Origin of the sequence: Knoellia remsis (genome assembly GCF_003002895.1) — a bacterium.
GTDB lineage: Bacteria > Actinomycetota > Actinomycetes > Actinomycetales > Dermatophilaceae > Knoellia > Knoellia remsis.
Map to the genome: position 1 here is coordinate 222,396 of NZ_PVTI01000002.1, position 23,817 is coordinate 246,212.

Genomic DNA, 23,817 nt, shown 5'->3' on the forward strand with positions numbered 1-23,817 from the left:
CGACGGAACCCGGTGCGAGTCCGGGACGGTCCCGCCACTGTGAGCCTCGGGCGGCAGCGCGAGGTGAGTCAGGAACGTCGTCGCGGCCGGCCCGGCTGCCTGTCGGGTCCCAGCCGTCACGGGGCGAGGACACCCCGGAAGGAGCACCGGCCGCATGCCGCGCATCGCACTCCTGTCGACCTCCGACACCGACCTGCTCTGTGCCCGCGCCAGCGGCGCCGACTACGTGTGGGCGAACCCGGCACGCTCGGGCCCGGACATGCTCGAGGCGGCGCTCGACGGCGCCCAGGTCGTCGTCGCGCGCATCCTCGGGTCGCCGCAGGACCTCCCGGTCGAGCTGTCGTCGGTGCGTGAGCGGGGCGTGCCGCTTGTCGTCCTCGGGGGCGAGCAGGCGCCGAACGCCGCGCTCATGGCCGAGTCGACCGCGCCCGCTGGGGTCGTCCACGAGGCGCATCGCTACCTCGCCCAGGGCGGGGCTGGCAACCTGCGCGAGCTGCACGGCTTCCTGTCGGACACCCTGCTCCTGAGCGGCGACACGTTCGCGCCGCCGACCGTGCTGCCGAGCTGGGGGACGCTGGAGCGTCCGCGCGACGGCGCGTCCGCGGACCCGGGCGAGGCGAACGGCACCCGACCGCGGGTCGCGGTGCTCTTCTACCGGGCCCAGTTCGCCGCCGGGAACACCGACTTCGCGCACGCCCTCGCCGACGCCGTCGACGCCGCTGGGGGAGTCGGTGTGCCGGTGTGGGCGACGTCGTTGCGGGACGCGTCCGACGACCTGCTCGAACACCTCGGCGGCTACGACGCCATCGTCACGACGGTCCTCGCCGCCGGCGGCACCCGCCCGGCCACCGCCTCGGCCGGCGAGGACGACGACAGCTGGAACGTCGCTGCCCTCGCCGCTCTCGACGTGCCGATCCTCCAGGGCCTCTGCCTCACGTGGAGCCGTGACGAGTGGGCCGGCTCGGACGACGGCATGTCGCCTCTCGACGTCGCGACGCAGGTCGCCGTGCCCGAGTTCGACGGACGGCTCATCACGGTGGCGTTCTCCTTCAAGGAGATCGACGCCGACGGGCTGCCGCACTACGTCGCCGACCCGGAGCGGTGCGCCCGCGTCGCCGGCATCGCCGTCGGCCACGCCCGGCTGCGGCACGTCCCGCCCGAGCAGCGACGGGTCGCCATCGTGCTGTCCGCGTACCCGACGAAGCACTCCCGGATCGGCAACGCCGTCGGTCTCGACACCCCCGTGTCGACGATCCGCCTGCTGCGCGCCATGCGCGAGGCGGGCTACGACCTCGGCGAGCGGGGCGGCATACCCGGCCTCGACGACGTCGAGCCCCGCGACGGCGAGTCGCTCGACACCACTGCGGGCAATGCGCTCGTCCACGCGCTCATCGCGGCCGGTGGGCAGGACCCCGAGTGGCTCACCGACGGCCAGCTCACCGAGCACCACGTGCGCATCCCCGCGAGCCGGTATGCCGCGTGGTTCGACGCGCTTCCGGCGGACCTTCGCGAGGCGATGACGCAGGCGTGGGGTCAGGCTCCGGGGGAGCTCTTCGTCGACCACTCAGGTGCCAGCACCGCGGACGGCGAGGCCGAGATCGTCTCTGCCGCACTGCGATCCGGCAACGTCGCCCTCCTCGTGCAGCCGCCGCGCGGGTTCGGCGAGAACCCCATCGCGATCTACCACGACCCCGACCTCGCGCCGACCCACCACTACGTCGCGACCTACCGGTGGATCGAGGAGGAGTTCGGGGCCCACGCGATCGTCCACATGGGCAAGCACGGCAACCTCGAGTGGCTCCCGGGCAAGAACCTCGCGATGTCGTCCGCCTGCGGCACCGACGCCGCGCTCGGCTCGGTCCCGCTCATCTACCCGTTCCTCGTCAACGACCCGGGCGAGGGCACGCAGGCCAAGCGCCGCGCGCACGCCACCATCGTCGACCACCTCGTGCCGCCGATGGCGCGCGCGGAGTCCTACGGCGACATCGCCCGGCTCGAGCAGCTGCTCGACGAGTACGGCAACGTCTCGGTCATGGACCCGGCGAAGGCGCCGGCCCTGCAGGGGGAGATCTGGACGCTGCTCCAGGCGGCGAAGCTCGACCAGGACCTCGGCCTCGAGGAGCGGCCCGACGAGGACGGCTTCGACGAGCTCGTCGGCCAGATCGACTACTGGCTGTGCGCGGTCAAGGATGTGCAGATCCGTGACGGGCTGCACGTCCTCGGCGAGGCACCCACGGGTGAGGCGCTCGAGAACCTCGTGCTCGCCGTCCTGCGTGCCGGGCAGGTCTTCGGCGGCGCGCGTGACGGGGTGCCGGGCCTACGGACTGCGCTCGGCCTGAGCGAAACCGGCGCGTCGACGAGCGACACGGACGCCGCCGAGGAGGTCGCCCGCCGTCTCGTCGCGGCCGTCGCCGCACGCGGCTGGGACGTCGCCGCCGTCCCCGAGGTCGTCGCGACCGAGCTGGGTGCACCGAACGCGGGGGTCGAGGCCTCGCTGCGGTTCGCGTGCGACGAGGTCGTCCCGCGGCTCGCGGGCACGACGGGGGAGATCCCCATGGTCCTGCACGCCCTCGACGGCGGCTACGTCCCGGCCGGACCCTCCGGCTCGCCGCTGCGCGGGCTGGTCAACGTGCTGCCGACGGGGCGCAACTTCTACTCGGTCGACCCCAAGGCGATCCCGTCTCGCCTCGCCTACGAGACGGGCGTGGCCATGGCCGAGTCGCTGCTGGCGCGCTACCTCGAGGACGAGGGCGAGCTGCCGCGCTCGGTCGGTCTCTCGGCGTGGGGGACCTCGGCGATGCGCACCTCGGGCGACGACATCGGCGAGGTGCTCGCGCTGCTCGGGGTCACTCCCGTCTGGGACGAACAGTCCCGCCGCGTCATCGGCCTCGAGGCGATCCCGCTCGAGGAGCTCGGCCGCCCGCGCATCGACGTCACGGTCCGCATCTCAGGGTTCTTCCGCGACGCGTTCCCGCACGTCATCAACCTCCTCGACGACGCCGTGGCGCTCGTCGTCGGCCTCGACGAGCCGCTCGACCAGAACCACCCCAAGGCGCACGCACTCGCCGACCTCGAGGTGCATGGTGACGAGCGGCGTTCTCGCACAAGGGTCTTCGGCTCCAAGCCGGGGTCGTACGGCGCGGGCATCCTCCAGGTCGTCGAGTCCGGGACCTGGCGCGACGACGCGGATCTCGCCGAGGTCTACACGTCCTGGGGTGGCTTCGCCTACGGCCGCGACCTCGACGGCGCACCCGCCCGCGACGACATGGAGCGCAACTACTCGCGCATCCAGGTCGCGGCCAAGAACGTCGACAACGTCGAGTCCGACATCCTCGACTCCGACGACTTCTTCCAGTACCACGGCGGCATGGTCGCGACGGTGCGGGCGCTCAGGGGAGCCAGCCCCGCGGCATACGTCGGGGACTCGACGACCACGTCGAACGTCCGCACGCGGACGCTGCAGGAGGAGACGAACCGGGTCTTCCGGGCGCGCGTGGTCAACCCGCGCTGGGTGGCCGCGATGCAGCGACACGGCTACAAGGGCGCGTTCGAGCTGGCAGCGACCGTCGACTACCTCTTCGGGTTCGACGCGACGGCGGGAGTCGTGCCGGACTGGATGTACGACCGGATCGCGCACGACTACGTCCTCGACAAGACCAACCAGGACTTCATGCGGCACGCGAACCCCTGGGCGCTGCGCGGCATCGTCGAGAAGCTCTCGGAGGCGGCGGACCGCGGCCTGTGGGAGGAGCCGGACCCCGAGGTCATGGACGCGATGCGGCAGGTCTACCTCGACATCGAAGGCGACCTCGAGGAGTGAGCATGGCCGACCGCGACGCCTGGCCCCGGCCGCGACCGCTCGTCGGTGACGCCTCGAGCGCCCGGGAGCGGGCCGCAGACCCGGCGGGGTGGGCCTTCGCGCCCGAGGTGGTGACCGCCCTCGACGACGTCATCGCGGGACGGCGGGACATCCGCCGGTTCCGGCCCGACCCGGTGCCCGAGGACCTGCTCACCGAGGTCCTCACCGCCGGCCATCAAGCGCCGTCGGTCGGGCACTCGCAGCCGTGGCGGTTCATCGTCGTGCGCGACCCGTCGACGCGGGACCGGGCCGCGCACCTCGCCGACCGGGCTCGCCTCGACCAGGCAGCGCAGCTGACGAACGAGCGGGCGGCGCGCATGCTCGACCTCAAGCTCGAGGGCCTGCGCGAGGCGCCCGTCGGGGTCGTCGTCGTGTGCGACCGGCGGACCCCCGCCGCGGGGGTGCTCGGCCGGGCGACGTTCCCCGACGCCGACCTGTGGTCGTGCGCGTGCGCCATCGAGAACATGTGGCTCGCCGCTCGCGCCCGCGGGCTCGGGATGGGCTGGGTGACGCTCTTCGACCCGGATGCGCTCTCGGCCCTGCTCGACCTGCCCGAGGGTGTCGTGCCGATGGGCTGGATGTGCCTCGGCTGGCCGGACGAGCGGCCACCTGCGCCGGGGCTCGAGCGGGCGGCGTGGTCGCGTCGTATGCCGCTCGCGGACGTGGTGATGCACGACCGCTGGCGGGACGAGGCGGGTGCTGGACCGACCCAGCCGGTGTCGCATCTCGATACACGGGCCGAACGCGCCGGTCGGGCTGACGCCCTGCCACCGGAGTCCCTCGTCTCGGCGACGGATGACGCGGACGCGTTGCTCTCACCGCCAGAGTCCCTCGGTGTCCTCGACCGGGTCGTCAGCCGCGTGGAGGCCCTGGGCCGGGGGCGCACCCCCCTCAGCGGGACCCTCGTCCTCGCCGGTGCAGCGCACCCCGTCAGTGGGCTGGGGGTGAGCGCCTTCGACGACCGGGTGACCCGTGACGTCCTCGAGGCGGCCGCTGCCGGGGAGTCGATGGGGGCGGTCAGCGCCCGCTCGGCCGGGCTCGGCGTCGTCGTCGTCGACGCTGGCGTGCCCGGGAACTCCGCCGTGCGCGGTGCTCTCGCCGCGCGGCCCGAGCACCCACGCGGCGACCTGGCGACGAGCGACGCGCTCGACCGGCACGACGTCGACCAGCTCCTCGACATCGGTCGCCGGATCGGTCAGGGGGCGGCACGCACCGGTCTCGTCGCCCTGGGGGAGGTCGGCATCGGCAACACCACCGTCGCCGCGGCCCTTGCCTGTGCCGTGACCGGGCTCTCGCCTCGGGATGCCGTGGGAGTCGGGGCGGGCGCCGACGCCGACATCGTCGAGCGCAAGCGGGCCGTCGTGGAACAGGCCCTGAGCCGCTGCGGCCCTCGCGTGGAGGCGTGGCGGGACGACCCGGCAGACCTCCTGGTGGCCCTCGGCGGCGCCGAGATCGCCGTCCTCACCGGCGTCGTCCTCGGGGCAGCCGGCGCCGGCGCTCCCGTCATCCTCGACGGGCTCGCCGGGTCGCTGCCCGGGGTCCTCGCGGCCGCGCTCGACCCGGCGGTGCAGGGCCATCTCGTCGCCGGTCAGCGCAGCCGTGAGCTCGCGCACGACGCGGTGCTGCGGGCCCTCGGACTCGAGCCGCTGCTCTCGCTGCGACTTCGCTCGGGGGAGGGCGTGGGCGCCTGTCTCGCGGCCTCGCTCGTCCTCCAGGGGATGCGGATCAGGCGCGGGGTGGCGCGGACGGCACCGTGAGGGCGTAGGTGTCCATGACCCAACCGTGCTCCTCGCGCAGCCCGGCGCGCAGCCGGGCGATCTCGTCGATGACGTCGGCGAGGCGTCCGGAGCGCAGAACCTGTTGTGGCAGACCGAGATACGCGCCCCAGTGGATGACGATGCCGGGGTCGCGCGAGACGAGCTCGCGGCAGGTCAGGTGCCCGTCGAGCATGACGACGACGGTGCCGAGCTGTGGTGACCATTCGTCGAGCAGGCGTCGCCCGGTCGTGACGTGCACCGGCTGCCCGATGCCGTTGAGCACGATCCGGTGCTCGGCGGCGAGGACCTGGATCGCCGAGATCCCGGCGACGACGCGGACGTCGAGCGGGATCCGGGTGCGGATGGCGTCGACGATCCGGATGGTGCTGTCGTAGAACGCGGGGTCGCCCCATACAAGGAAACCCACCGTCTCGCCCTCGGGCAGGGCCTCGATGATCTCGGCGTAGCGGTCCGCGCGCGCCGCGTGCCACGCGTCGACCCCGCTGCGGTATGCCGCCTTGTCCCGTTCCGCGTCCGGCCCGCGTTCGGGGTCGGGCACCTCGACGATGCGGAATGACCCCTCGTCGAGAAGCTCCTCGCAGATCGCCCGGCGGACGGCGACGAGCTCGTCCTTGACCTCACCCTTGTCGGCGACGAGGAAGACGTCGCACTCGCGCATCGCCTCGACGGCCTGGCCGGTGACGTGGGCGGGGGAGCCGGTGCCGATGCCGATGACGCGAACCTGTCGTGGGGAGAGGGTCATTCGAGAGTCAGCTCCAACAGTGCGTCGTGGTCCAGGTGCTCACCGACGGCGTCGGCGAGGAGGTCGATCATGGACTCCCGGCGGGCGGCGAACCCGGGCGCCGTCGGGTCGGGGGTCCACGCCGACCCCGCAGCGGTGGCGACCTCGGCGAGCCAGGCGCGGCGGAAGTCGTCGCACTCCAGGGTGCCGTGCCAGATCGTCCCCCAGACGGCACCGGTCGCCGTCCCGCCGGGGAACGCGCCGTCGTCCTCGACCACCCCGTGGTGGATCTCGTAGCCCTCGACGAGATGACCTCGCCACTCGCCCGTGGGTCGCGCCAGGACCTTCTCGGCGGCGAACGTCACCGTGGTCGGCAGCAGCCCCAACCCGTCGACCCGACTCGCCGTCGCGCTCTCGACGGGGTCGTCGATCCACTGCGCGAGCATCTCGTAGCCGCCACAGATCCCGAGAACGGGGCGGCCGTGCCCGGCACGCCACGCCACGACCTCGGCGAGGCCCGACGAGCGCAACCAGCCGAGGTCACTCACCGTGGCCCGCGAACCCGGCAGGACGAGCAGGTCCGCCTCGCGGCACACGTCGAGGTCGGTCGTCACCCGCACGTCGACCCCCGGCTCGGCGGCCAGCGCGTCGACGTCGGTCGCGTTCGACGTGCGCGGGAAGCGCACGACGGCGACCGACAGCCGGCCTGCGCGGTCGTCGGCCGCCGGGCGCCAGCGACCCACCGACAGGGCGTCCTCGGAGTCCAGCCACACCCCGTCGAGCCACGGCAGGACGCCGAGGGACGGCATGCCGGTCCGCTCCGTCACCACGTCGAGACCGGGCGCGAGCACCGAGGCGTCACCGCGGAACTTGTTGACGACGTAGGCGCGCAGCAGCGCACGGTCGGCCTCGTCGACGAGCCCCCAGGTGCCGTAGAGCGCGGCCAGCGCACCGCCACGGTCGATGTCTGCGACGAGCAGGGTCGGCAGCGAGAAGCGTTGCGCCAGACCGAGATTCACGTAGTCGCCCGCACGCAGGTTGACCTCCGCGGGCGACCCGGCACCCTCGGCGACGACGAGGTCGACGGACGCTGACAGCTCCTCGAACGCCGCGAACGCCGCCTCCGCCAGGTGCCGGCGTCCCGTGGCGTACTCGCCGGCGACGAGCTCACCGGCGGGGCGTCCCCGCAGCACGACGAACGCCCGCCGGTCGCTGCCCGGCTTGAGCAGCACCGGGTTGTGCACGGCGCTCGGCTCGACCCCGGCAGCGACGCACTGCAGCCACTGGGCCCGCCCGATCTCGGAGCCGTCTCGGCACACCATCGAGTTGTTCGACATGTTCTGCGCCTTGAACGGCGCGACCCGGATTCCCTGCCGCGACCACAGGCGACACAGGGCCGTGACGACGATGGACTTGCCGGCATCGGAGCTCGTCCCCGTCACCAGCAGTCCCGACACGTCGCGGAGTCTACGCAGCCCTACAGTGGGCGCGTGCGCCCGCTCACTCTCCACCTCGTCCGGCACGGGCAGTCCGAGTGGAACGTCGAGGGCCGCCTCCAGGGTCAGACCGCGCACCCCGGTCTCACGCCCCTCGGTGTCGAGCAGGCACACGAGGCCGCTGCGACGCTCGCCGAGCGCATCGACGGCAGCGTGACCGTCGTGACGAGCGACCTCGTCCGGGCGCGACGGACCGCCGAGATCGTCGCGAGGGTGCTCGGCGTCGAGGTCGTCGCCGATCCCGACCTGCGGGAGCAGGCGCTGGGCCGGCTCGAGGGGCGGCTGACCGCGGACCTCGTCGCCGAGCCGACACCCGAGGGCCAGCACGTCAGCGAGGTCCGCTGGGGCGGGGGAGAGAGCCTGCGCGACGTGCACGAGCGCCTCGCCGCGCCGATCCAGCGAGCCCGCGACGCGGCATACGACCACGTCGTCTGGGTCACCCACGGTGACACGATGCGGGTCGCCCTCGCGCGCCTCGCCGGCCGCAGCCACCGCGAGGTCGACTGGGAGCCGATTCCCAACGGGGCCATCGTCTCCGTGACGGTGCTACGCCCGGTGCGCGCATGACCGGCTCCGTCTGGTACGCCGCCTACGGCAGCAACCTCGACCGCGACCGCTTCCTCACGTATGTCCGCGGCGGTCGGCCGCCGGGCGCGTCCCGCACCTACGTCGGTGCCCGTGACACCCGCGAGCCGCGCGAGGACCGTCCGTTCACCATGCCCGGGCAGGTCTTCTTCGGCTGGGAGTCGCCGACGTGGGGTGGTGGCATCGCCTTCTACGACGTCGACTCCGGAGGCACCGCCCTGGCGCGGGCCTACCTGCTCACCACGCAGCAGTTCGCGGACGTCGCGGCGCAGGAGATGCACCGCGAGCCCGGCGTCGACCTCGACCTGGCGCACGTCCTCGAGCACGCCCGACACGACACCGGCCCGGGCCGCTACGAGTCGCTGCACCTCGTCGGTGAGCTCGACGGCGATCCCGTCCTCACCTTCACGACACCCGATCCGACTGCGCTGCAACGCAACCCGCCCGTCGCGGCCTACGTCGTGACGGTCGCGTGCGGGCTCCGCGAGGCGCACGGTCTCGACGACGGCGCGCTCACGGCATACCTCATGGGGTGCCCGGGAGTGGCCGATGGCTGGACCGAGCGTGCCCTGCGGGACGTCATCGCCGCGACACACTGACGCGCTACGACCGCCCGAGGGCGCGACGCAGGTCGTCCACGGTGGTCACCGGTGCGTCGCAGACGAAGCCACGGCAGACGTATGCCGCGGGCTCGCCTCCGACGAGCGGTCTCGCCTCGAGCAGTGGCTGGCCGGGGGAGTCGGGCTGGCCGTGGATGACGACGAGCCCGGGCGAGCTGCTGGCCCGCGCCGCCGCCACCATCGCATCCGCCGACTCGCCCTCGCCCTCGCCCACGACGGCGACCTGCAACGGACCGGTCACCGCCGCCTCCGCGACAGACAGGGCCCAGCCGCCGAACCGTGGTTCCCGGGTGGCGAGCGGAGCCACGCTCTCGAGTGCTCGCTCGGCCGCCTCGCGGTAGCGCGTTTGACCGGTCAGCGCGGCCGCGGTGAGCCAGGCGCCGGCCAGCGACGACGTGCCGGACGGCTCGGCGTTGTCGGTGATGGCGCGTGGCCGGGCGAAGAGCTGTTCGGCGTCGTCGGCGGTGTCGTGGACGACGCCGTCCGCGTCGACGAAGTGCTCGAGCGCAACGTCGAGCACGGTCGTGGTCGCGTCGAGCCACCGCACGTCCCCGGTCGCCTGGTGGAGGGCGAGAAGCCCCTCGGCGAGGTTGCCGTGGTCGTCGGCGACGCCCGCCGCCGACCCGACGACACCGTCGCGGGACGCGCGGCGCAGCCGACCGTCCACGAGGTGGGTGCCCACGACGAACTCCGCGCAGCGCACCGCGGCCTGCACGAGGTCAGGGCGGTCGAGCAGTACGCCGGCGTCGGCCAGCCCGGCGATCGCGAGGCCGTTCCAGGAGGTCACGACCTTGTCGTCGCGGGCGGGTTGGGGCCGTTCGCCGCGGGTCACGAGCAGCCGCGCCCGCACCTGCTCCCACCACTGCGCGTCGTCCGGGTCGCGCCGCAGCTGGAGAGTCGAGGTGCCGTGCTCGAACGTCCCCTGAGGCGTCACCGAGAGCAGCTCGGCAGCGCGCGTCCCGTCCTCGTCGCCGAGGACGCCGCGCAGCTCGTCCGGGGTCCACACATAGGTCAGGCCCTCGACCGAACGTCCGTCGACGACCGTGTCCGCGTCAAGTGCCGACGCGAACCCGCCGGCCTCCGTCCCGAGGTCGCGGATGACGAACTCCGCTGTCTCCGAGGCGATCCGGCGCGCCAGCTCATCACCCGTCGCCCGCCAGAGGTGCGCATACACCCGCATGAGCTGGGCGTTGTCGTAGAGCATCTTCTCGAAGTGCGGCACGACCCAGTCGGCGTCCACGGCATACCGGGCGAATCCGCCGGCGAGCTGGTCGAACATCCCGCCGCGCGCCATCGCCTCACAGGTGCGTGACGCCATGGCGAGGGCATCGGGAGAGCCTGTGCGGGCGTGGTCGCGCAGGAGGAACTCGAGCACCATCGACGGCGGGAACTTCGGGGCCCCGACGAACCCGCCGCGAGCGTCGTCGAACTGCCTTCGGAGCGTGACCACGGCGGCGTCGAGGTCGTCGGGCGAGATCGCCGATCCCGCCGTCGGTGCGGCCACCTCACGCAGCCGACTCGCGATGTGTGCACCCGAGGCGAGCACTTCAGGGCGCTGCTCGGTCCACACCCTCGTGATGTTCGCGAGCAGGGCGAGGAACTGCTCGCGAGGGAAGTACGTCCCGGCGAAGAAGGGGTCGCCGTCGGGGGTGAGGGCGCAGGTCATCGGCCAGCCGCCGTGCCCGGTGAGCGCGGTCGTGGCGTTCATGTAGACCGCGTCGACGTCGGGCCGCTCCTCTCGATCCACCTTGACCGCAACGAAGTTCGCGTTGAGGACGCGCGCCACCTCGTCGTCCTCGAACGACTCGTGGGCCATGACGTGGCACCAGTGGCACGCGGCATACCCCACCGACAGCAGGATCGGCACGTCACGCCGCCGCGCCTCCGCGAAGGCCTCCTCACCCCACTCCCACCAGTCGACCGGGTTGTCGGCGTGCTGCTGCAGGTAGGGCGAGGTCGCGGACGCCAGTCGGTTGGCCATGACTTCCACCGTATGCCGTCCGCTCACCTCCCACGGATCCGCTCGGCGGAGCTGCGGCCGGGCGGACCGACGGACATGCAGTGCGGCTGACGGGCGTCGGTCCTCGGTCGACCATGTGCGGGGGACGAAGGCCAGTCGTGGACCGCACCGGGGGTATTGCCTGTCCGTCGGTCCGCGCCCGCGTCCTCGGCGACGTGGACCGGGGCGTCGCCCGGGGATGTCTTGACCGAATCCTGACGATCTCTCGACCAAGCCGGGGTGTCGCCCTTGGTCGGGGCAGCAGCACGCTGGCACCGCGCACAGCGCACGTCGGCGCCGTGCTGGACAAGAGAGGACCCGCCCATGCGACCCGTACGTCGCGCGTTCGCCGCCCTGACAGCAGTGGCGGCACTGCTTCCTGCCTCCGCGGTACTGGCCAACAGCGCCGCCAGTGCCCCGACCGGCCCCACCCCCCAGCCCGTCGAGACCCTCGTCAACCGTCCCCTGCAGGGCAAGGCCGCCCTGGCCGCGGTCAGCGGGAGGGTCGCGGACGTCGCCCGCGCCAACGGGACGAGCGAGGCGCAGCTGCGTCGCGTCCTCTCGACGGACGCCACGGCGTGGCTCGACTCCGACGCCCGCCTGTTCCATGTCGACCCTGAGGCGACGGAGGCCGAGAAGGCCGCATCCAACGCCGCCTCACGCAAGCCGTCCGCGCCGACCACAACCACCGCAGCCGCCGACACCTTCGCGCTGCACAGCAAGCCGGGGTCGAACCGGGTCGTCTACCTCGACTTCGACGGGTTCGTCCTCACCGGGACGGCGTGGAACCAGGGCAAGCAGGACCCGATCACCATCCCGCCGTACGACACCGACGGTTCGCCGTCGACGTTCGGGACGGCCGAGCGGGCGGTCATCGAGGAGGTGTGGAAGCGGGTCGCCGAGGACTACCGGCCCTTCGACATCGACGTCACCACCCAGGACCCCGGCGCCGCCGCGCTCAACCGCTCCAGCTCCACCGACACGACCTATGGCAGCCGCGTCGTCATCGACCCGTCGTCCTGGTACTACTCCTCGTGCGGGTGCGGCGGCGTCGCCTACGTCGGCACCGTCGACAGCGCGAACAACGGCTACAACCAGCCGGCCTGGGTCTTCACCCAGGGTGTCGGCACCGGTGCGAAGAACATCGCCGAGGCCGCCTCGCACGAGGTGGGCCACAACTTCGGCCTCAGTCACGACGGGACCTCGAGCGTCGGCTACTACCGCGGTCACGGCGCGTGGGCGCCGATCATGGGGGTCGGCTACTCCGAGCCGATCACCCAGTGGAGCAAGGGCGAGTACGCCGACGCCAACAACCGCCAGGACGACTTCGTCGTGATCGGCCAGAACGGTGGTGCCCTGCGCGCCGCTGACCACGGGACGTCGATGGCGACGGCATCACCGCTCACTGTCGGCACGCCCGTCACGGGTGTCGTCACCGGTGCGCCCGACGTCGACTGGTTCAAGGTCACCGTCGCGGCCGGCAGCCGCACCTTCACCGCGGCCCCCGCGGCGGTCGGTGCCAACCTCGACATCCGCCTCAGCGTCCGCAACTCGGCCGGCACCCAGGTCGGCACGTGGAACCCGGCCTCGGCCCAGGTCAGCACCGGAACCGCCAGCGGACTCGGGGCGAGCGGCACGCTCAACCTCGCCGCGGGCACGTACTACGTCGTCGTCGACGGCACCGGTGCCGCCGACCCGCTGACGACCGGCTACTCCGACTACGGCAGTGCGGGTGAGTTCACGCTCACGGTGAGCTGATCACCCTCGGTCGCGCGGACGGCATACCGACACTGCGTCGTATGCCGTCCGCGCGCCTGTGTGCGCCCGTCACCGACCGCGTCCGGCGCGACTCTCGGCCGCGGAGCGCAGGGCGTCAAGCCGGTCCTGCCACGCGTCGGCGCGGGCGACGAGCCAGGCCGCGGTGGAGCGCAGGTGCTCCGGCCGGACGGTGAAGAGCACCTCTCGACCGTCCCTGCGGGACTCGACGAGGCCGGCGTCAGCGAGGACGGTGAGGTGCTTGAGCACGGCCTGGCGCGTGACGGTGAGGTCGCGCGCCAGTGCCGTTGCCGTCGCGGACTCGAGGCGGCCGAGACGTTCGAGCACGAGACGCCGGGTCGGGTCGGCGAGGGCGGTGAAGACCTTCGTCGCCGCCTCCTCGGACGTCGCCCGAGCGCTCATCGACCCTCGAGGTGGGTCCGGAGCGCGCGCAGCTCGTCCGTCCAACCGGACGCGTTTTCGCGGTGGTTCTCCGCGACCTTCTCCGGAGCCATCGCCAGCTCCGAGAAGCCGCTTTCGACAACCCTCACCGTGACCGGACCGTCCGCCTCTCCCGAGAGGAAGAACTCGACCAGTGTCGCGTCCTCGAGCGAGCGCTCACCCCACGGCGCCCAGCGGTAGGCGATGTGCGTCGGCTCCGTGGACTGCTCGACGGAGACGGGGAAGGTGCCGTGGGTGGCGTTCGTGACCTGCACAGCGCCGTCCTTCTCCTCGCGGGTGTTGTCGGTGATCGTCCCGTCGTTGATCCACCAGCCGGGCTGGGAGACGAGCTGCCAGACGACGGCGAGCGGTGCGTCGATCACGACGTCGCGGGTGATGCTGTCCTCGATCGGCGTGGTGCTCATGGCGTGCTCCTGTGGTCAATGAATGAGTGCAACCTCAGAGTTGCACAACCCGTGCGCATGAGCAACCCTCAAGTTGCACCTGCGCGGTTGTCGCTCTCGCTCTAGGGTGAGGAACGACCGGTGGCGCCGCGCGCTCACGGCGCGCGGACGGCATACGCCCGCACCGGGACCGACGAAGGGACGAAGTCATGGCGAAGAAGACCCAGCCCGAGCCCGTGCGTGACCAGACGAGCGACCACCTGCTCACCCCGCAGAACTGCGTCCTCACCCTCATCGACTACCAGCCCGAGCAGTACGGCACGGTGACGTCGTCGAGCCGCGAACGCATCGACCTCAACGTCGTCGCGCTCTGCCGGGCAGCGACGAAATACGGTGTGCCCGTGGTGCTTTCGACCGTCGGCGTCGACCTCGGGGTCAACGAGGGCACCGCCCAGGTCATCAAGGACGAGCTGCCCGGCGTGGAGGAGATCGACCGCACCGGCGTCAACTCCTGGGAGGACGAGGAGTTCCGCGAGGCGATCACGGGCAGCGGGCGCCGCAAGGTCGTCATCGCCGGCCTGTGGACCGAGGTCTGCATGACCTTCCCGACGCTCGACATGCTCGCGGAGGGCTTCGAGGTCTACCCGGTCGCGGACGCCTGTGGCGGCATCAGCCAGGTCTCCCACGACCGCGCCTTCGAGCGGATGGTCCAGGCCGGTGCGCACCCGATCACGGCGATCCAGTTCGCGTCCGAGCTCATGCGCAACTGGGCGCGCGAGGACAGCGACAACCTGCGCGAGATCATGAACTGGTACTTCCCGAAGAAGGCCGAACTCGACGCCGCGGAGGGCTGAGCGCCCGCCCCGGATGGTCGGGCAGGGGCCGTATGCCGGTCAGTCGCCTCGCCGGTCGGTCGCCGTGCGTCGTCAGTGGCCTTGCGTCTGTGAATGTGGGTCGCCGACGAGGTCGGTCCGGTCATGGGAGTCGTCGAGCATCGTCGCCTCGTCGAACGGGTCGTCACCGGCGAGCACCCGGTCCAGCTGCGGTCGGTCGAGCTCGCCGACCCAGTGGCCGATGAGCACCGTCGCGATGGAGTTGCCGGCGAAGTTCGTCAGGGCGCGCGCCTCGCTCATCATCCGGTCGATGCCGACGATGAAGCCGACGCCGTCGACGAGGTCGGGGCGGTGCGACTGGAGACCGCCGGCCAGGGTCGCGAGCCCGGCGCCGGTCACGCCGGCAGCGCCCTTGGACGCGATGATCATGAAGAGCAGCAGCGAGATCTGCTGGCCGAGGGTGAACGGCTTGTCCATGGCGTCGGCGATGAAGAGCGAGGCCATCGTCAGGTAGATCGCGGTGCCGTCGAGGTTGAACGAGTAGCCCGTCGGGACCGTGATGCCGACGACGGGACGCGACACCCCGGCGTGCTCCATCTTCGCGATGAGCCGCGGCAGCGCGGACTCCGACGACGACGTCGAGAGGATGAGCAGGAACTCGCGGGCGAGGTACTTCAGCAGCGCGAAGACGTTGATCCGCGTCACGGCATACAGCACGCCGCCGAGGACCACGAAGACGAAGAGGAAGCACGTGATGTAGAACGCGATCATCACCTGCGCGAGGCTCTTGAGCGCGTCGAGCCCGGTGGCGCCCACGACGGCGGCCATGGCTCCGAACGCGCCGATGGGCGCGGCATACATGATCATCGCCATGAGCCGGAAGACGAGTCGCTCAGCGTGCTTGATGCCGACGAGGATCGGTTCGCCGGCCGGCCCCATCTTCTGCAGCGCGAAGCCGACGAGGAGGGCCACGAGCAGGGCCTGGAGGACCGAGCCGGACGTCAGGGCCGACACCAGCGTGTCCGGGATGAGGCCGAGGATGAAGTCGACCGTCGTCTCGCTCTCGGCCGCGACCTGCTCCTGCCCGCTCTGGGCCAGCTCCTCGGTGAGGTGCAGGCCCGTGCCGGGCTTGACGATGTTGCCGACGACGAGACCGATCGCGAGGGCGAAGGTCGACATCGTGAGGAAGTAGCCGAGAGCGAGGCCGCCGACCTTGCCGACCTGGGCTGCCTTGCGCACCGACCCGATGCCGAGCACGATCGTGCAGAAGATGATCGGCGTGATCATCATCTTGATGAGGTTGACGAAGGCGGTGCCGAGCCACTTGAGCTTGATGCCGAACTCCGGGAACGCGAAGCCGACGATGATGCCGAGGATCATCGCGATGATGACCGCGATGTAGAGCCAATGGGTGCGATCCCGCTTCACGGGTCGGGTCTCGGTCGTGGTCTCGCTCATGGTCGTTCCTCGCTGGTCAGGGGGTTGGGCGGCGGTGCCCCGGCGGAACGATAGTCGTGACTCAGGTCACAGGCCCCGAGGTGGGTGGTCGTGTCTCGGTGGCCGGAACCCTCGGTGGCCGGAACTCTCGGTGGCCGGAACTCTCGGTGGCCGGAGGCCGGCTACTCCTCGAGCGCCTTCATCAGGGTGAGGTTCTTCGACAGCTCGACGTCGTCGCCGTCGACGGCGGCCCAGAGGATCTCGACGCCGCACCGCACGATGCACCAGAGCCGGGCCACCTCCTCGTCGAGGCCCGCTGCCTCGCACGTGACCTCGAGCCGGCGGCGCACCGACCAGCGCATCGCCGCGCCGGTGCCCATCTCGTCGATCCTGTTGCGCAGCAACGGATGCAGCTCGTAGCCGGGGTGGCCAGCCAGCGGCTTGGGGTCGATGACGAGCCACGGGGCGCGGTCGGCGGCGAGGACGTTCTCGTAGTGCAGGTCGGCGTGGAGCAGCAGCGGCGGCCCGGCGTCGGCGAGCAGGTCCCGCGCGAGCCCGGTCACCCGGGTGATGACCCGTCGGGGCAGGTCGGTGCGCTGGCGCAGCTTCGTGAGATAGGGGTCGAGGTATGCCGCGACGGTCCGGATCGTCGGTGGTGCCGGGACGTGCAGCTCCCGGTAGAGCCCACCGACCACGGCGCACGCCTCGTCGATGTCGACCGGCATGAGGTCCCGCCGCGAGTCGAGGCGCTCGAGCAGCAGGGCGCCATGGGACGGGTCGGCGGCGACGAGGCGGACGGCTCCGGACCCGCCCCAGGCCCGCAGCGCGAGATGCTCCTGGGCCGCCTCCACGTGGGGCCAGCCGACCTTGAGGACGAGCGCCTCGGCGGCCGGGTCACCGAGCTGGGAGCGCCGCACGACGGGGTGGACGACCGCCGTCCACCCGGTCATCGGCTCGCCGACGACGGCGAGGTCCCAGGCCTCGGCACTCTCGCGGGTCAACCGGTCGACGTCGCGCACCCATTCGGCTCCTGGCGGCCCACCCTCGGAGGGGAGTCGGCTCATCCACGCGAGCCAGTCCGCGGGCGCCTTCGGCTCCCGCTCGGCGGGGCCGCTGCCGGTCACACCAGTCCCGGGAAGGGTGTGAGCGGTATGCCGGTCCGCTGGGCTTGTGCCGCAACGGTTCCCAACCAGCGGGGCAACAGCTCGAACACGGGCCCGGGATCGGTCTCGGTGAGTTTCCCAAGGCTCGCGCCGAAGGTCTCGAGCAGGCCTGCGAAAGTCTGCGTCGCGAGAGCCGTGGCCTGCGCCGGCGTGCCGACCGGTTGGGGGAGTGCGTAGCCGAGCTCGGGTGCGGGCGCCGACGAACCGGCCGCGACGACGACCTCGCGCGTCACGTCCTCGATCCGGGCGATGACGTCGAGGGCGTCCCCGCGCGCCTGCGCCGGACCGCGGGCCGCAGCGACCTGGAGGAGGTAGGTGCTGCGGTGCAGCGACTCGACGAGCGGGACCAGACCGTCGGGAGCGGTCCACGAGGGCTCGGCATCCGGGGAGGGAGCGGCGTTGCCGGTCGTGAGCTCGAGCGCGGCGTGGGACAGGCCGAGCAGGGCGACGACCGTGGGCCTGAGGTCGGGCGGCGCCTGCTCGCCGCCCTTGCCGGCGGCGACGACCGCGGACTCCACCGCGGTCAGCGTGGATGGCGGGGAGGGCGTCGGGGACGCGGAGGCGCCAGTGGGTGCGGGGCTGCTCGATGCGCCGCCGGAGGCGGTCGTGGACGCGCTGTGCCCCGCCGTCGACGGGCCGGAGGGGGTCGACGTGGGCGTGGGTGCGAGCTCGGCCGCCGGCACGCCTCGCTGGCGCAGGGCGTCGTGGAGCACCGTGGCCTGGCGTCGGTGCAGGGGAGCGAGCCGGGGGGACAGCGGTGCTGTGGGGTCGACGGGTGCGGCGGCCGCATCCCGCACGGCGCCGAGCAGGGTGACGAGGGCGGTCTCCCCGTCGATCGGCGAGCGCGTCGGGACGAGCGGGACGCGGGGTGCGTCGTCCTCGAGGCGGATGCCGCATCCGGCGAGCACCAGTGCACCGGCCCCCATGACCCCCGCCGTGACGACCCGCCGGGACGGGCCCAGAGCCCGCCGAGTGGAGTCACGCATGGCGGCATCCTCGCACGCGTGGAACCCATCCCGGACCGCGGCTAGAGTGGGCGTGGCCGGGGCAGGACTGCCGGCCGACAGAACTTCAGAGAGGGAGGCCGATGACCCGCGACACCGGACTGCAGGAGCTGCTCGATGGCGCACTCGCCGGATCGGGACTCGTCGTGGACGAGGTCACGGTGACCCCTGCTGGGCGTCGCCGCGTCGTCAAGGTCGTCGTGGACCGGGAGCTGCCCGACGTCGGCGCCGACGGGTTCACCGAGATGACCGAGCCCCTCTCCCTGGACGAGATCGCCGACGCGACCCGGACCGTGAGCGACGCGCTCGACGACTCCGACGTCCTCGGCGAACAGTCGTACACCCTCGAGGTCACCTCGCCCGGGGTGTCGCGGCCGCTGACCCAGCCGCGCCACTTCCAGCGCAACGTCGGCCGCCTGGTGACCGTCCAGCTGCGCGACGGCGACCCCGTGACCGGCCGCATCACCCGTGCGTCCGCCGACGACGTGGTCGTGACGGTGCCCGCCGCGAAGAAGTCGCCCGCGCGCGACGAGACCATCCCGTATGCCGCGATCGACCGCGCCGAGGTGCAGGTCGAGTTCGCGCGCAAGGACGACAAGGAGAGCTGACATGGACATCGACCTCGCCGTCCTGCGTGGTGTCGAGCGGGAGCGCGACATCTCGCTCGACGTCCTCATCCCCGCCATCGAGCAGGCCCTGCTGCTCGCCTACCAGCGCACCGACGGTGCCTACCGCAGCGCCCGCGCCGAGCTCGACCGCAAGACCGGTCACGTGACGATCTGGGCACGCGAGGAGTTCGAGGTTCCCGTTGAGGACGAGGGTCCGGCCGAGGAGGGTGGCTCCGATCCTTCGGCGTCGGCGGATGCCGCCGGGTCCAGCGACAGCACCGAGAGCACGGACCGGCCCGGTGCGTCGGGCGTGGACGCCGAGACGGTCGAGTCGGGCGCAGCGCGAGACTCGGAGGCGGAGGACGCGGACGACAGCGACGACTCCGGAGCCGACGAGGATGCCGCCGCGGCGGCCCCGACGGAGCCGGCGCGGCCGCGGACCCGCCGTGAGTACGGCCCCGAGTTCGACGACACCCCCGCCGACTTCGGCCGGGTCGCTGCGGCCACGGCCCGCCAGGTCATCGTGCAGCGGCTGCGCGACATCGAGGACGAGGCGATCCTCGGAGACTTCAAGGGACGCGAGGGCGACATCGTCGCGGGCGTCATCCAGCAGAGTCCCGACCCGCGCCACGTCACGGTGGACTTCGGCTCCGTCGAGGGCATCCTGCCGGTGGCCGAGCAGGTGCCGGGGGAGAAGTACGTCCACGGCCAACGCCTGCGCACCTACGTCGTCAGCGTCAAGCGCGGGCTCCGCGGACCGCAGATCGGCCTGTCCCGCACCCATCCCAACCTCGTGCGCAAGCTCTTCGCCCTCGAGGTTCCCGAGATCGCCGACGGCAGCGTCGAGATCGCGGCACTGGCCCGCGAGGCCGGTCACCGCACGAAGATCGCCGTCCACACCAAGGTCCCCGGCCTCAACGCCAAGGGCGCCTGCATCGGCCCGATGGGGGCGCGCGTGCGCGCGGTCATGTCGGAGCTGCACGGCGAGAAGATCGACATCGTCGACTACAGCGACGACCCGGCGACGTTCATCGCGGCGGCGCTCAGCCCCTCGCGGGTCCAGTCGGTCGAGATCGTCGACCCGAAGCTGCGGGCGGCGCGCGTCGTCGTGCCCGACTACCAGCTCTCGCTCGCCATCGGGCGCGAGGGGCAGAACGCTCGTCTCGCGGCCAAGCTCACCGGCTGGCGCATCGACATCCGCTCCGACAACCCCGGCTCGGGGCCGTCCGGCGCGGGGTCGAGCGCCGCGCCCGACGACGACGCGCCGAGCGCCGGTACGCACCGCCCGGGAACCGGCGGTGGCGCGGCCCCACGCGGCTAGGCGGTAGACTGGTGGGGACCGACCGGACTGGACTCCGGGCTCGGACGTCGCACGAAGAGGCGAGCACACGGCATACCCCGTCCTCGACGGGACCGGTGCGGACCTGCGTCGGCTGCCGGGCGACGGATAGCCGGTCGGCACTCCTGCGAGTGGTCGCTGGGGATCATGCGGACCTCGTCCCCGATCCACAGCGGAGTCTCCCGGGGCGCGGCGCCTGGCTGCACCCCACCGGTGACTGTTTCGACCTCGCCGTCCGGCGCAGAGCGTTCGGGCGGGCGCTGCGAGCCAGCGCCCCGCTCGACACCCGTGCCGTGGCGGAGTGGATCGCCGCCCACGAGCAGACAACCGTCCGCCCCCAGGGAACCGACCAAGACTCTGAACAGAGAGTGGTTTGACGCTGATGAGCACCCGATGAGTACTCAGCAATGAGCTCCCCCCAGCTGTAACGACGGTCCGCGCCTGCCCGCCCGGACCAGGACAGGAGAAACGTGGCAAAGGTCCGAGTGAGCGCACTCGCCAAGGAAGTCGGAGTGACCAGCAAGGTCCTCCTCGAACGCCTCAACGAGATGGGCGAGTACGTCAAGTCGGCGTCCTCGACGATCGAGGCGCCGGTGGTCCGCCGGTACAAGGACAAGTTCCCGCCGGAGGAGGCTCCCGCAGCCCCCGCCGCGAAGAAGGCTCCCGCGAAGAAGGCCGCCGCCAAGGCGACCCCCGCGGCTCCGGACGACGCAGCCCCGGCTGACGCCGACACCGCTGTCCCCACGCCGGCCAAGAAGGCCGCGGCGAAGGCCACCCCGGCCGCGCCCACCCCGGGCCCGGCCGCCCCTGCGACCAAGGCCCCCGCGGCGGAGTCCGCTCCGGCGACGCCTGCCGCCCCGGCTCCCGCCGCACCGGCGGCCAAGGCCACCCCCGCCCCGGCCGCCCCCGCGGCCAAGGCGACGCCGGCGGCCCCCGCCGCCCCGGCGGCGAAGGCCACCCCGGGCGCACCGGAGGGCGGCACTGCCGCCCGACCCGCACCGCGCCCCGGTGCCCCGCGTCCGGGCAACAACCCGTTCGCGCCGAGCCAGGGCATGGGCCGTGGCGGCCGCGACGGTGGTCGCGAGGGTGGTGCCGGCCGTGAGGGCGGGTCCGCCCGTCCCGGCAACAACCCGTTCGCGTCGAGCCAGGGCATGCCGCGTCCGCGCAGCGCGCCCCGTCCCGGCGGTGCCGCGGGCGCCGGTGGCCCGCGTCCCGGTGGTCCCCGCCCGAGCCCCGGCATGATGCCGTCCTCGAGCTCGATCGCGCGCCCCGGCGAGCGTCCGGCACGTGGCGGTCGTCCCGGCCGTCCCGGTGGCGGTGGCCCCGGCGGTGGCGGCGGCTACGGTGGTCGTCCCGGTGGCGGCGGCTACCGCGGTGGCCCCGGTGGTCGCGGCGGCACGCAGGGTGCGTTCGGACGTGGCGGTGGTCCCCGCGGTCGCGCCCGCAAGTCCAAGCGCGCGAAGCGCCAGGAGTTCGAGGAGATGCAGGCGCCGTCGATCGGCGGCGTGACCGTGCCCCGCGGCGACGGTTCCACCGTCGTCCAGGTGCGCCAGGGTGCCTCCCTCACCGACTTCGCCGACAAGATCAACGCCAACCCGGCCTCGCTCGTCACGGTGCTCTTCCACCTCGGCGAGATGGCCACGGCGACGCAGAGCCTCGACGAGGACACCTTCAAGGTCCTCGGCTCCGAGCTCGGCTACGACATCCGCATGGTGTCGCCGGAGGAGGAGGAGCGCGAGCTCTTCGACTCCTTCGACATCAACCTCGAGATCGGTGTCGACGCCGAGGACGAGGAGGACCTGCAGCCGCGGCCGCCGGTCGTCACCGTCATGGGTCACGTCGACCACGGCAAGACGCGACTCCTCGACGCGATCCGCAACGAGGACGTCGCAGCCGGCGAGGCTGGTGGCATCACCCAGCACATCGGTGCCTACCAGGTGCACAAGGAGCACGAGGGTGTCGACCGCGCGATCACCTTCATCGACACCCCGGGTCACGAGGCGTTCACCGCCATGCGTGCCCGTGGTGCGAAGGTCACCGACATCGCGATCCTCGTCGTCGCGGCTGACGACGGCGTGATGCCGCAGACCATCGAGGCGCTCAACCACGCCCAGGCGGCGGACGTCCCGATCGTCGTCGCGGTCAACAAGATCGACGTCGAGGGTGCGAACCCGGCGAAGATCCGCCAGCAGCTCACCGAGTACAACCTCATCGCCGAGGAGTACGGCGGCGAGACGATGTTCGTCGACGTCTCGGCGAAGCAGGGCCAGAACATCGACACCCTGCTCGAGGCCGTCCTCCTCACGGCGGACGCCGCGCTCGACCTGCGGGCCAACCCCGACCGGGACGCCCGCGGCGTCGCGATCGAGGCCAACCTCGACAAGGGCCGCGGCGCGACCGCGACGGTGCTCATCCAGTCCGGAACCCTCCGGGTCGGCGACGCCATCGTCACGGGCAGCTCCTACGGCCGCGTCCGCGCCATGCTCGACGAGCACGGCCAGAACGTCGAGGAGGCCGGGCCGTCGCGCCCGGTCCAGGTCCTCGGTCTGTCGAGCGTCCCGCGCGCCGGCGACACCTTCGTCGTCGCGCCCGACGACCGCACCGCGCGTCAGATCGCCGAGCGCCGCGAGTCGGCCGACCGCCAGGCCAGCCTGGCCAAGGCTCGCAAGCGGATCTCGCTCGAGGACCTCAACGAGGCGATCGCGCAGGGCAAGGTCGACACCCTCAACCTCATCCTCAAGGGTGACGTGTCGGGTTCGGTCGAGGCCCTCGAGGACGCACTGCTGCAGATCGACGTCGGCGACGAGGTCGACCTGCGGATCATCGACCGTGGCGTCGGTGCCATCACGATGAACAACATCAACCTCGCGATGGCGTCGAATGCGATCATCATCGGCTTCAACGTGCGCGCCGAGGGTCAGAACGCCGACTACGCCGAGCGCGAGGGCGTCGAGATCCGCTACTACTCGGTGATCTACCAGGCCATCGAGGAGATCGAGGCCTCGCTCAAGGGCATGCTCAAGCCCGAGTTCGAGGAGGTCGAGCTCGGCACCGCCGAGATCCGCGAGATCTTCCGGTCGAGCAAGTTCGGCAACATCGCCGGTTCCATCGTCCGCAGTGGCGAGATCCGGCGCGGCACCAAGGCGCGCATCACGCGTGACGGTGTCGTCGTCGCCGAGAACGTCGAGATCGCGGGCCTGCGCCGGTTCAAGGACGATGTCACCGAGGTCCGCGAGGGCTTCGAGTGCGGCATCAACCTGGGGTCGTACAACGACCTCCAGATCGGTGACCTCATCGCCACCTACGAGATGCGCGAGAAGCCCCGCGAATGACGCGCCGGGTCCCACGCACAGCGTGGATGTGACCCGAGAAGGCGAGCGGGCGGCATACCGATGACCATTCGGTATGCCGCCCGCTCGCCTCGTTGTGTGGCGACTGATCCAGAAAATGAAGGTGATGGGGGCAGGGGTGAGTGCTGCGGGTGGCGCGGTGGTGTGTGGGGTTTTGGTCAGGCGACGGGTTCGAGGGTGACGCGGTAGCCGAGGGCTTGGAGGTCGCGGACGTGTCGCTGGGTGCGGCGTGTGGTGTCGATGTGGCGGTCGTAGTAGTCGGCGCCGAGGTCGGTGTAGCTCTGGGTCGGGTCGGTCAGGAGGTGCCAGATGATGGTCAGGAGTGTTCTGCTGACGGCGACGATCGCGCGGAGTTTGCCGATGCGGCGGGCGAGGCGGCGGTAGCGGTGGGCGAGGAAGGAGTTGCCGCGTCGTAGGCCGTTGAC

At 72.1% G+C, this 23,817-nt stretch carries 18 protein-coding genes, 1 pseudogene and 1 riboswitch; of the genes and pseudogenes, 10 read left to right on the top strand and 9 right to left on the bottom strand.

Annotated elements, in window-relative coordinates:
* Window positions 1–4 precede the first annotated feature (4 nt).
* A riboswitch (cobalamin riboswitch) is annotated at window positions 5–76 on the top strand.
* Between the two features lie 78 nt (window positions 77–154).
* Window positions 155–3,820 carry a cobaltochelatase subunit CobN gene (gene cobN / locus BCF74_RS02370; RefSeq protein ID WP_106296342.1) on the top strand — a complete coding sequence of 1,222 codons (3,666 nt, stop codon included), beginning with the start codon at window positions 155–157 and terminating at the stop codon, window positions 3,818–3,820.
* Window positions 3,821–3,822: 2 nt separating this feature from the next.
* Complete coding sequence (gene bluB / locus BCF74_RS17855) at window positions 3,823–5,616, top strand: 5,6-dimethylbenzimidazole synthase (protein ID WP_106296343.1); 1,794 nt, start codon at window positions 3,823–3,825, stop codon at window positions 5,614–5,616.
* Here bluB and cobF read toward each other — a convergent pair.
* Both cobF and BCF74_RS02385 read right to left on the bottom strand, forming a co-directional pair.
* Complete coding sequence (gene cobF, locus BCF74_RS02380) at window positions 5,585–6,379, bottom strand: precorrin-6A synthase (deacetylating) (protein WP_106296344.1); 795 nt, start codon at window positions 6,377–6,379, stop codon at window positions 5,585–5,587. The genes bluB and cobF overlap by 32 nt on opposite strands.
* On the bottom strand, window positions 6,376–7,815 hold the full coding sequence (locus BCF74_RS02385; protein ID WP_106296345.1) for a cobyric acid synthase: 1,440 nt from the start codon (window positions 7,813–7,815) through the stop codon (window positions 6,376–6,378). Before BCF74_RS02385 ends, cobF begins: the two co-directional genes overlap by 4 nt.
* Before the next feature lie 33 nt (window positions 7,816–7,848).
* Between BCF74_RS02385 and BCF74_RS02390 the strand changes: the two genes are divergently transcribed.
* Both BCF74_RS02390 and BCF74_RS02395 read left to right on the top strand, forming a co-directional pair.
* Complete coding sequence (locus BCF74_RS02390) at window positions 7,849–8,421, top strand: histidine phosphatase family protein (protein ID WP_106296346.1); 573 nt, start codon at window positions 7,849–7,851, stop codon at window positions 8,419–8,421.
* Complete coding sequence (locus tag BCF74_RS02395; protein WP_106296347.1) at window positions 8,418–9,038, top strand: histone deacetylase; 621 nt, start codon at window positions 8,418–8,420, stop codon at window positions 9,036–9,038. The genes BCF74_RS02390 and BCF74_RS02395 overlap by 4 nt, the downstream gene beginning before the upstream one ends.
* Window positions 9,039–9,042: 4 nt before the next feature.
* Here BCF74_RS02395 and BCF74_RS02400 read toward each other — a convergent pair whose 3' ends face one another.
* On the bottom strand, window positions 9,043–11,040 hold the full coding sequence (locus tag BCF74_RS02400; protein WP_106296348.1) for a thioredoxin domain-containing protein: 1,998 nt from the start codon (window positions 11,038–11,040) through the stop codon (window positions 9,043–9,045).
* Window positions 11,041–11,382: 342 nt separating this feature from the next.
* Here BCF74_RS02400 and BCF74_RS02405 point away from each other — a divergent pair, with 342 nt between their 5' ends.
* On the top strand, window positions 11,383–12,816 hold the full coding sequence (locus BCF74_RS02405; RefSeq protein ID WP_106296349.1) for a zinc-dependent metalloprotease family protein: 1,434 nt from the start codon (window positions 11,383–11,385) through the stop codon (window positions 12,814–12,816).
* 69 nt (window positions 12,817–12,885) lie between these two features.
* On the opposite strand, the gene BCF74_RS02410 is transcribed toward BCF74_RS02405, so the two are convergent.
* Window positions 12,886–13,236 (bottom strand): ArsR/SmtB family transcription factor, encoded by a 351-nt coding sequence (locus BCF74_RS02410; RefSeq protein WP_106296350.1) that lies wholly within the window; start codon window positions 13,234–13,236, stop codon window positions 12,886–12,888.
* Window positions 13,233–13,679, bottom strand: coding sequence for an SRPBCC domain-containing protein (locus BCF74_RS02415; protein ID WP_106296351.1), 447 nt, complete (start codon window positions 13,677–13,679; stop codon window positions 13,233–13,235). Before BCF74_RS02415 ends, BCF74_RS02410 begins: the two co-directional genes overlap by 4 nt.
* 188 nt (window positions 13,680–13,867) lie before the next feature.
* Here BCF74_RS02415 and BCF74_RS02420 point away from each other — a divergent pair, with 188 nt between their 5' ends.
* Entirely contained in the window at window positions 13,868–14,512 is a 645-nt protein-coding gene (locus BCF74_RS02420) for a hydrolase (protein WP_106296352.1), read from the top strand.
* Between the two features lie 72 nt (window positions 14,513–14,584).
* Here BCF74_RS02420 and BCF74_RS02425 read toward each other — a convergent pair whose 3' ends face one another.
* From BCF74_RS02425 to BCF74_RS17015, 3 genes are all read right to left on the bottom strand, one after another.
* Entirely contained in the window at window positions 14,585–15,949 is a 1,365-nt protein-coding gene (locus BCF74_RS02425) for a cation:dicarboxylate symporter family transporter (RefSeq protein ID WP_106296353.1), read from the bottom strand.
* 161 nt (window positions 15,950–16,110) lie between these two features.
* Window positions 16,111–16,992, bottom strand: coding sequence for an aminoglycoside phosphotransferase family protein (locus tag BCF74_RS17010; protein ID WP_146132854.1), 882 nt, complete (start codon window positions 16,990–16,992; stop codon window positions 16,111–16,113).
* A gap of 56 nt (window positions 16,993–17,048) precedes the next feature.
* Window positions 17,049–18,077, bottom strand: a complete 1,029-nt coding sequence (locus BCF74_RS17015) for a DUF4439 domain-containing protein (protein ID WP_146132855.1) — start codon at window positions 18,075–18,077, stop codon at window positions 17,049–17,051.
* Between the two features lie 101 nt (window positions 18,078–18,178).
* On the opposite strand from BCF74_RS17015, the gene rimP reads away from it, so the two are divergent.
* The 4 genes from rimP (at window position 18,179) to infB (ending at window position 23,374) form a co-directional block, all read left to right on the top strand.
* Complete coding sequence (gene rimP, locus BCF74_RS02435; protein ID WP_106296355.1) at window positions 18,179–18,703, top strand: ribosome maturation factor RimP; 525 nt, start codon at window positions 18,179–18,181, stop codon at window positions 18,701–18,703.
* Window position 18,704: 1 nt separating this feature from the next.
* A complete protein-coding gene (nusA, locus tag BCF74_RS02440) occupies window positions 18,705–20,024 on the top strand; it encodes a transcription termination factor NusA (RefSeq protein ID WP_106296356.1) in 1,320 nt (439 codons plus the stop codon).
* Window positions 20,025–20,173: 149 nt separating this feature from the next.
* Entirely contained in the window at window positions 20,174–20,419 is a 246-nt protein-coding gene (locus BCF74_RS17670) for a YlxR family protein (protein ID WP_245889172.1), read from the top strand.
* Between the two features lie 93 nt (window positions 20,420–20,512).
* Entirely contained in the window at window positions 20,513–23,374 is a 2,862-nt protein-coding gene (infB, locus tag BCF74_RS02450) for a translation initiation factor IF-2 (protein WP_106296358.1), read from the top strand.
* Window positions 23,375–23,550: 176 nt separating this feature from the next.
* Here the strand turns inward: infB and BCF74_RS17230 are convergent.
* Window positions 23,551–23,817: pseudogene (locus tag BCF74_RS17230) on the bottom strand (IS110 family transposase); the annotation flags it as partial.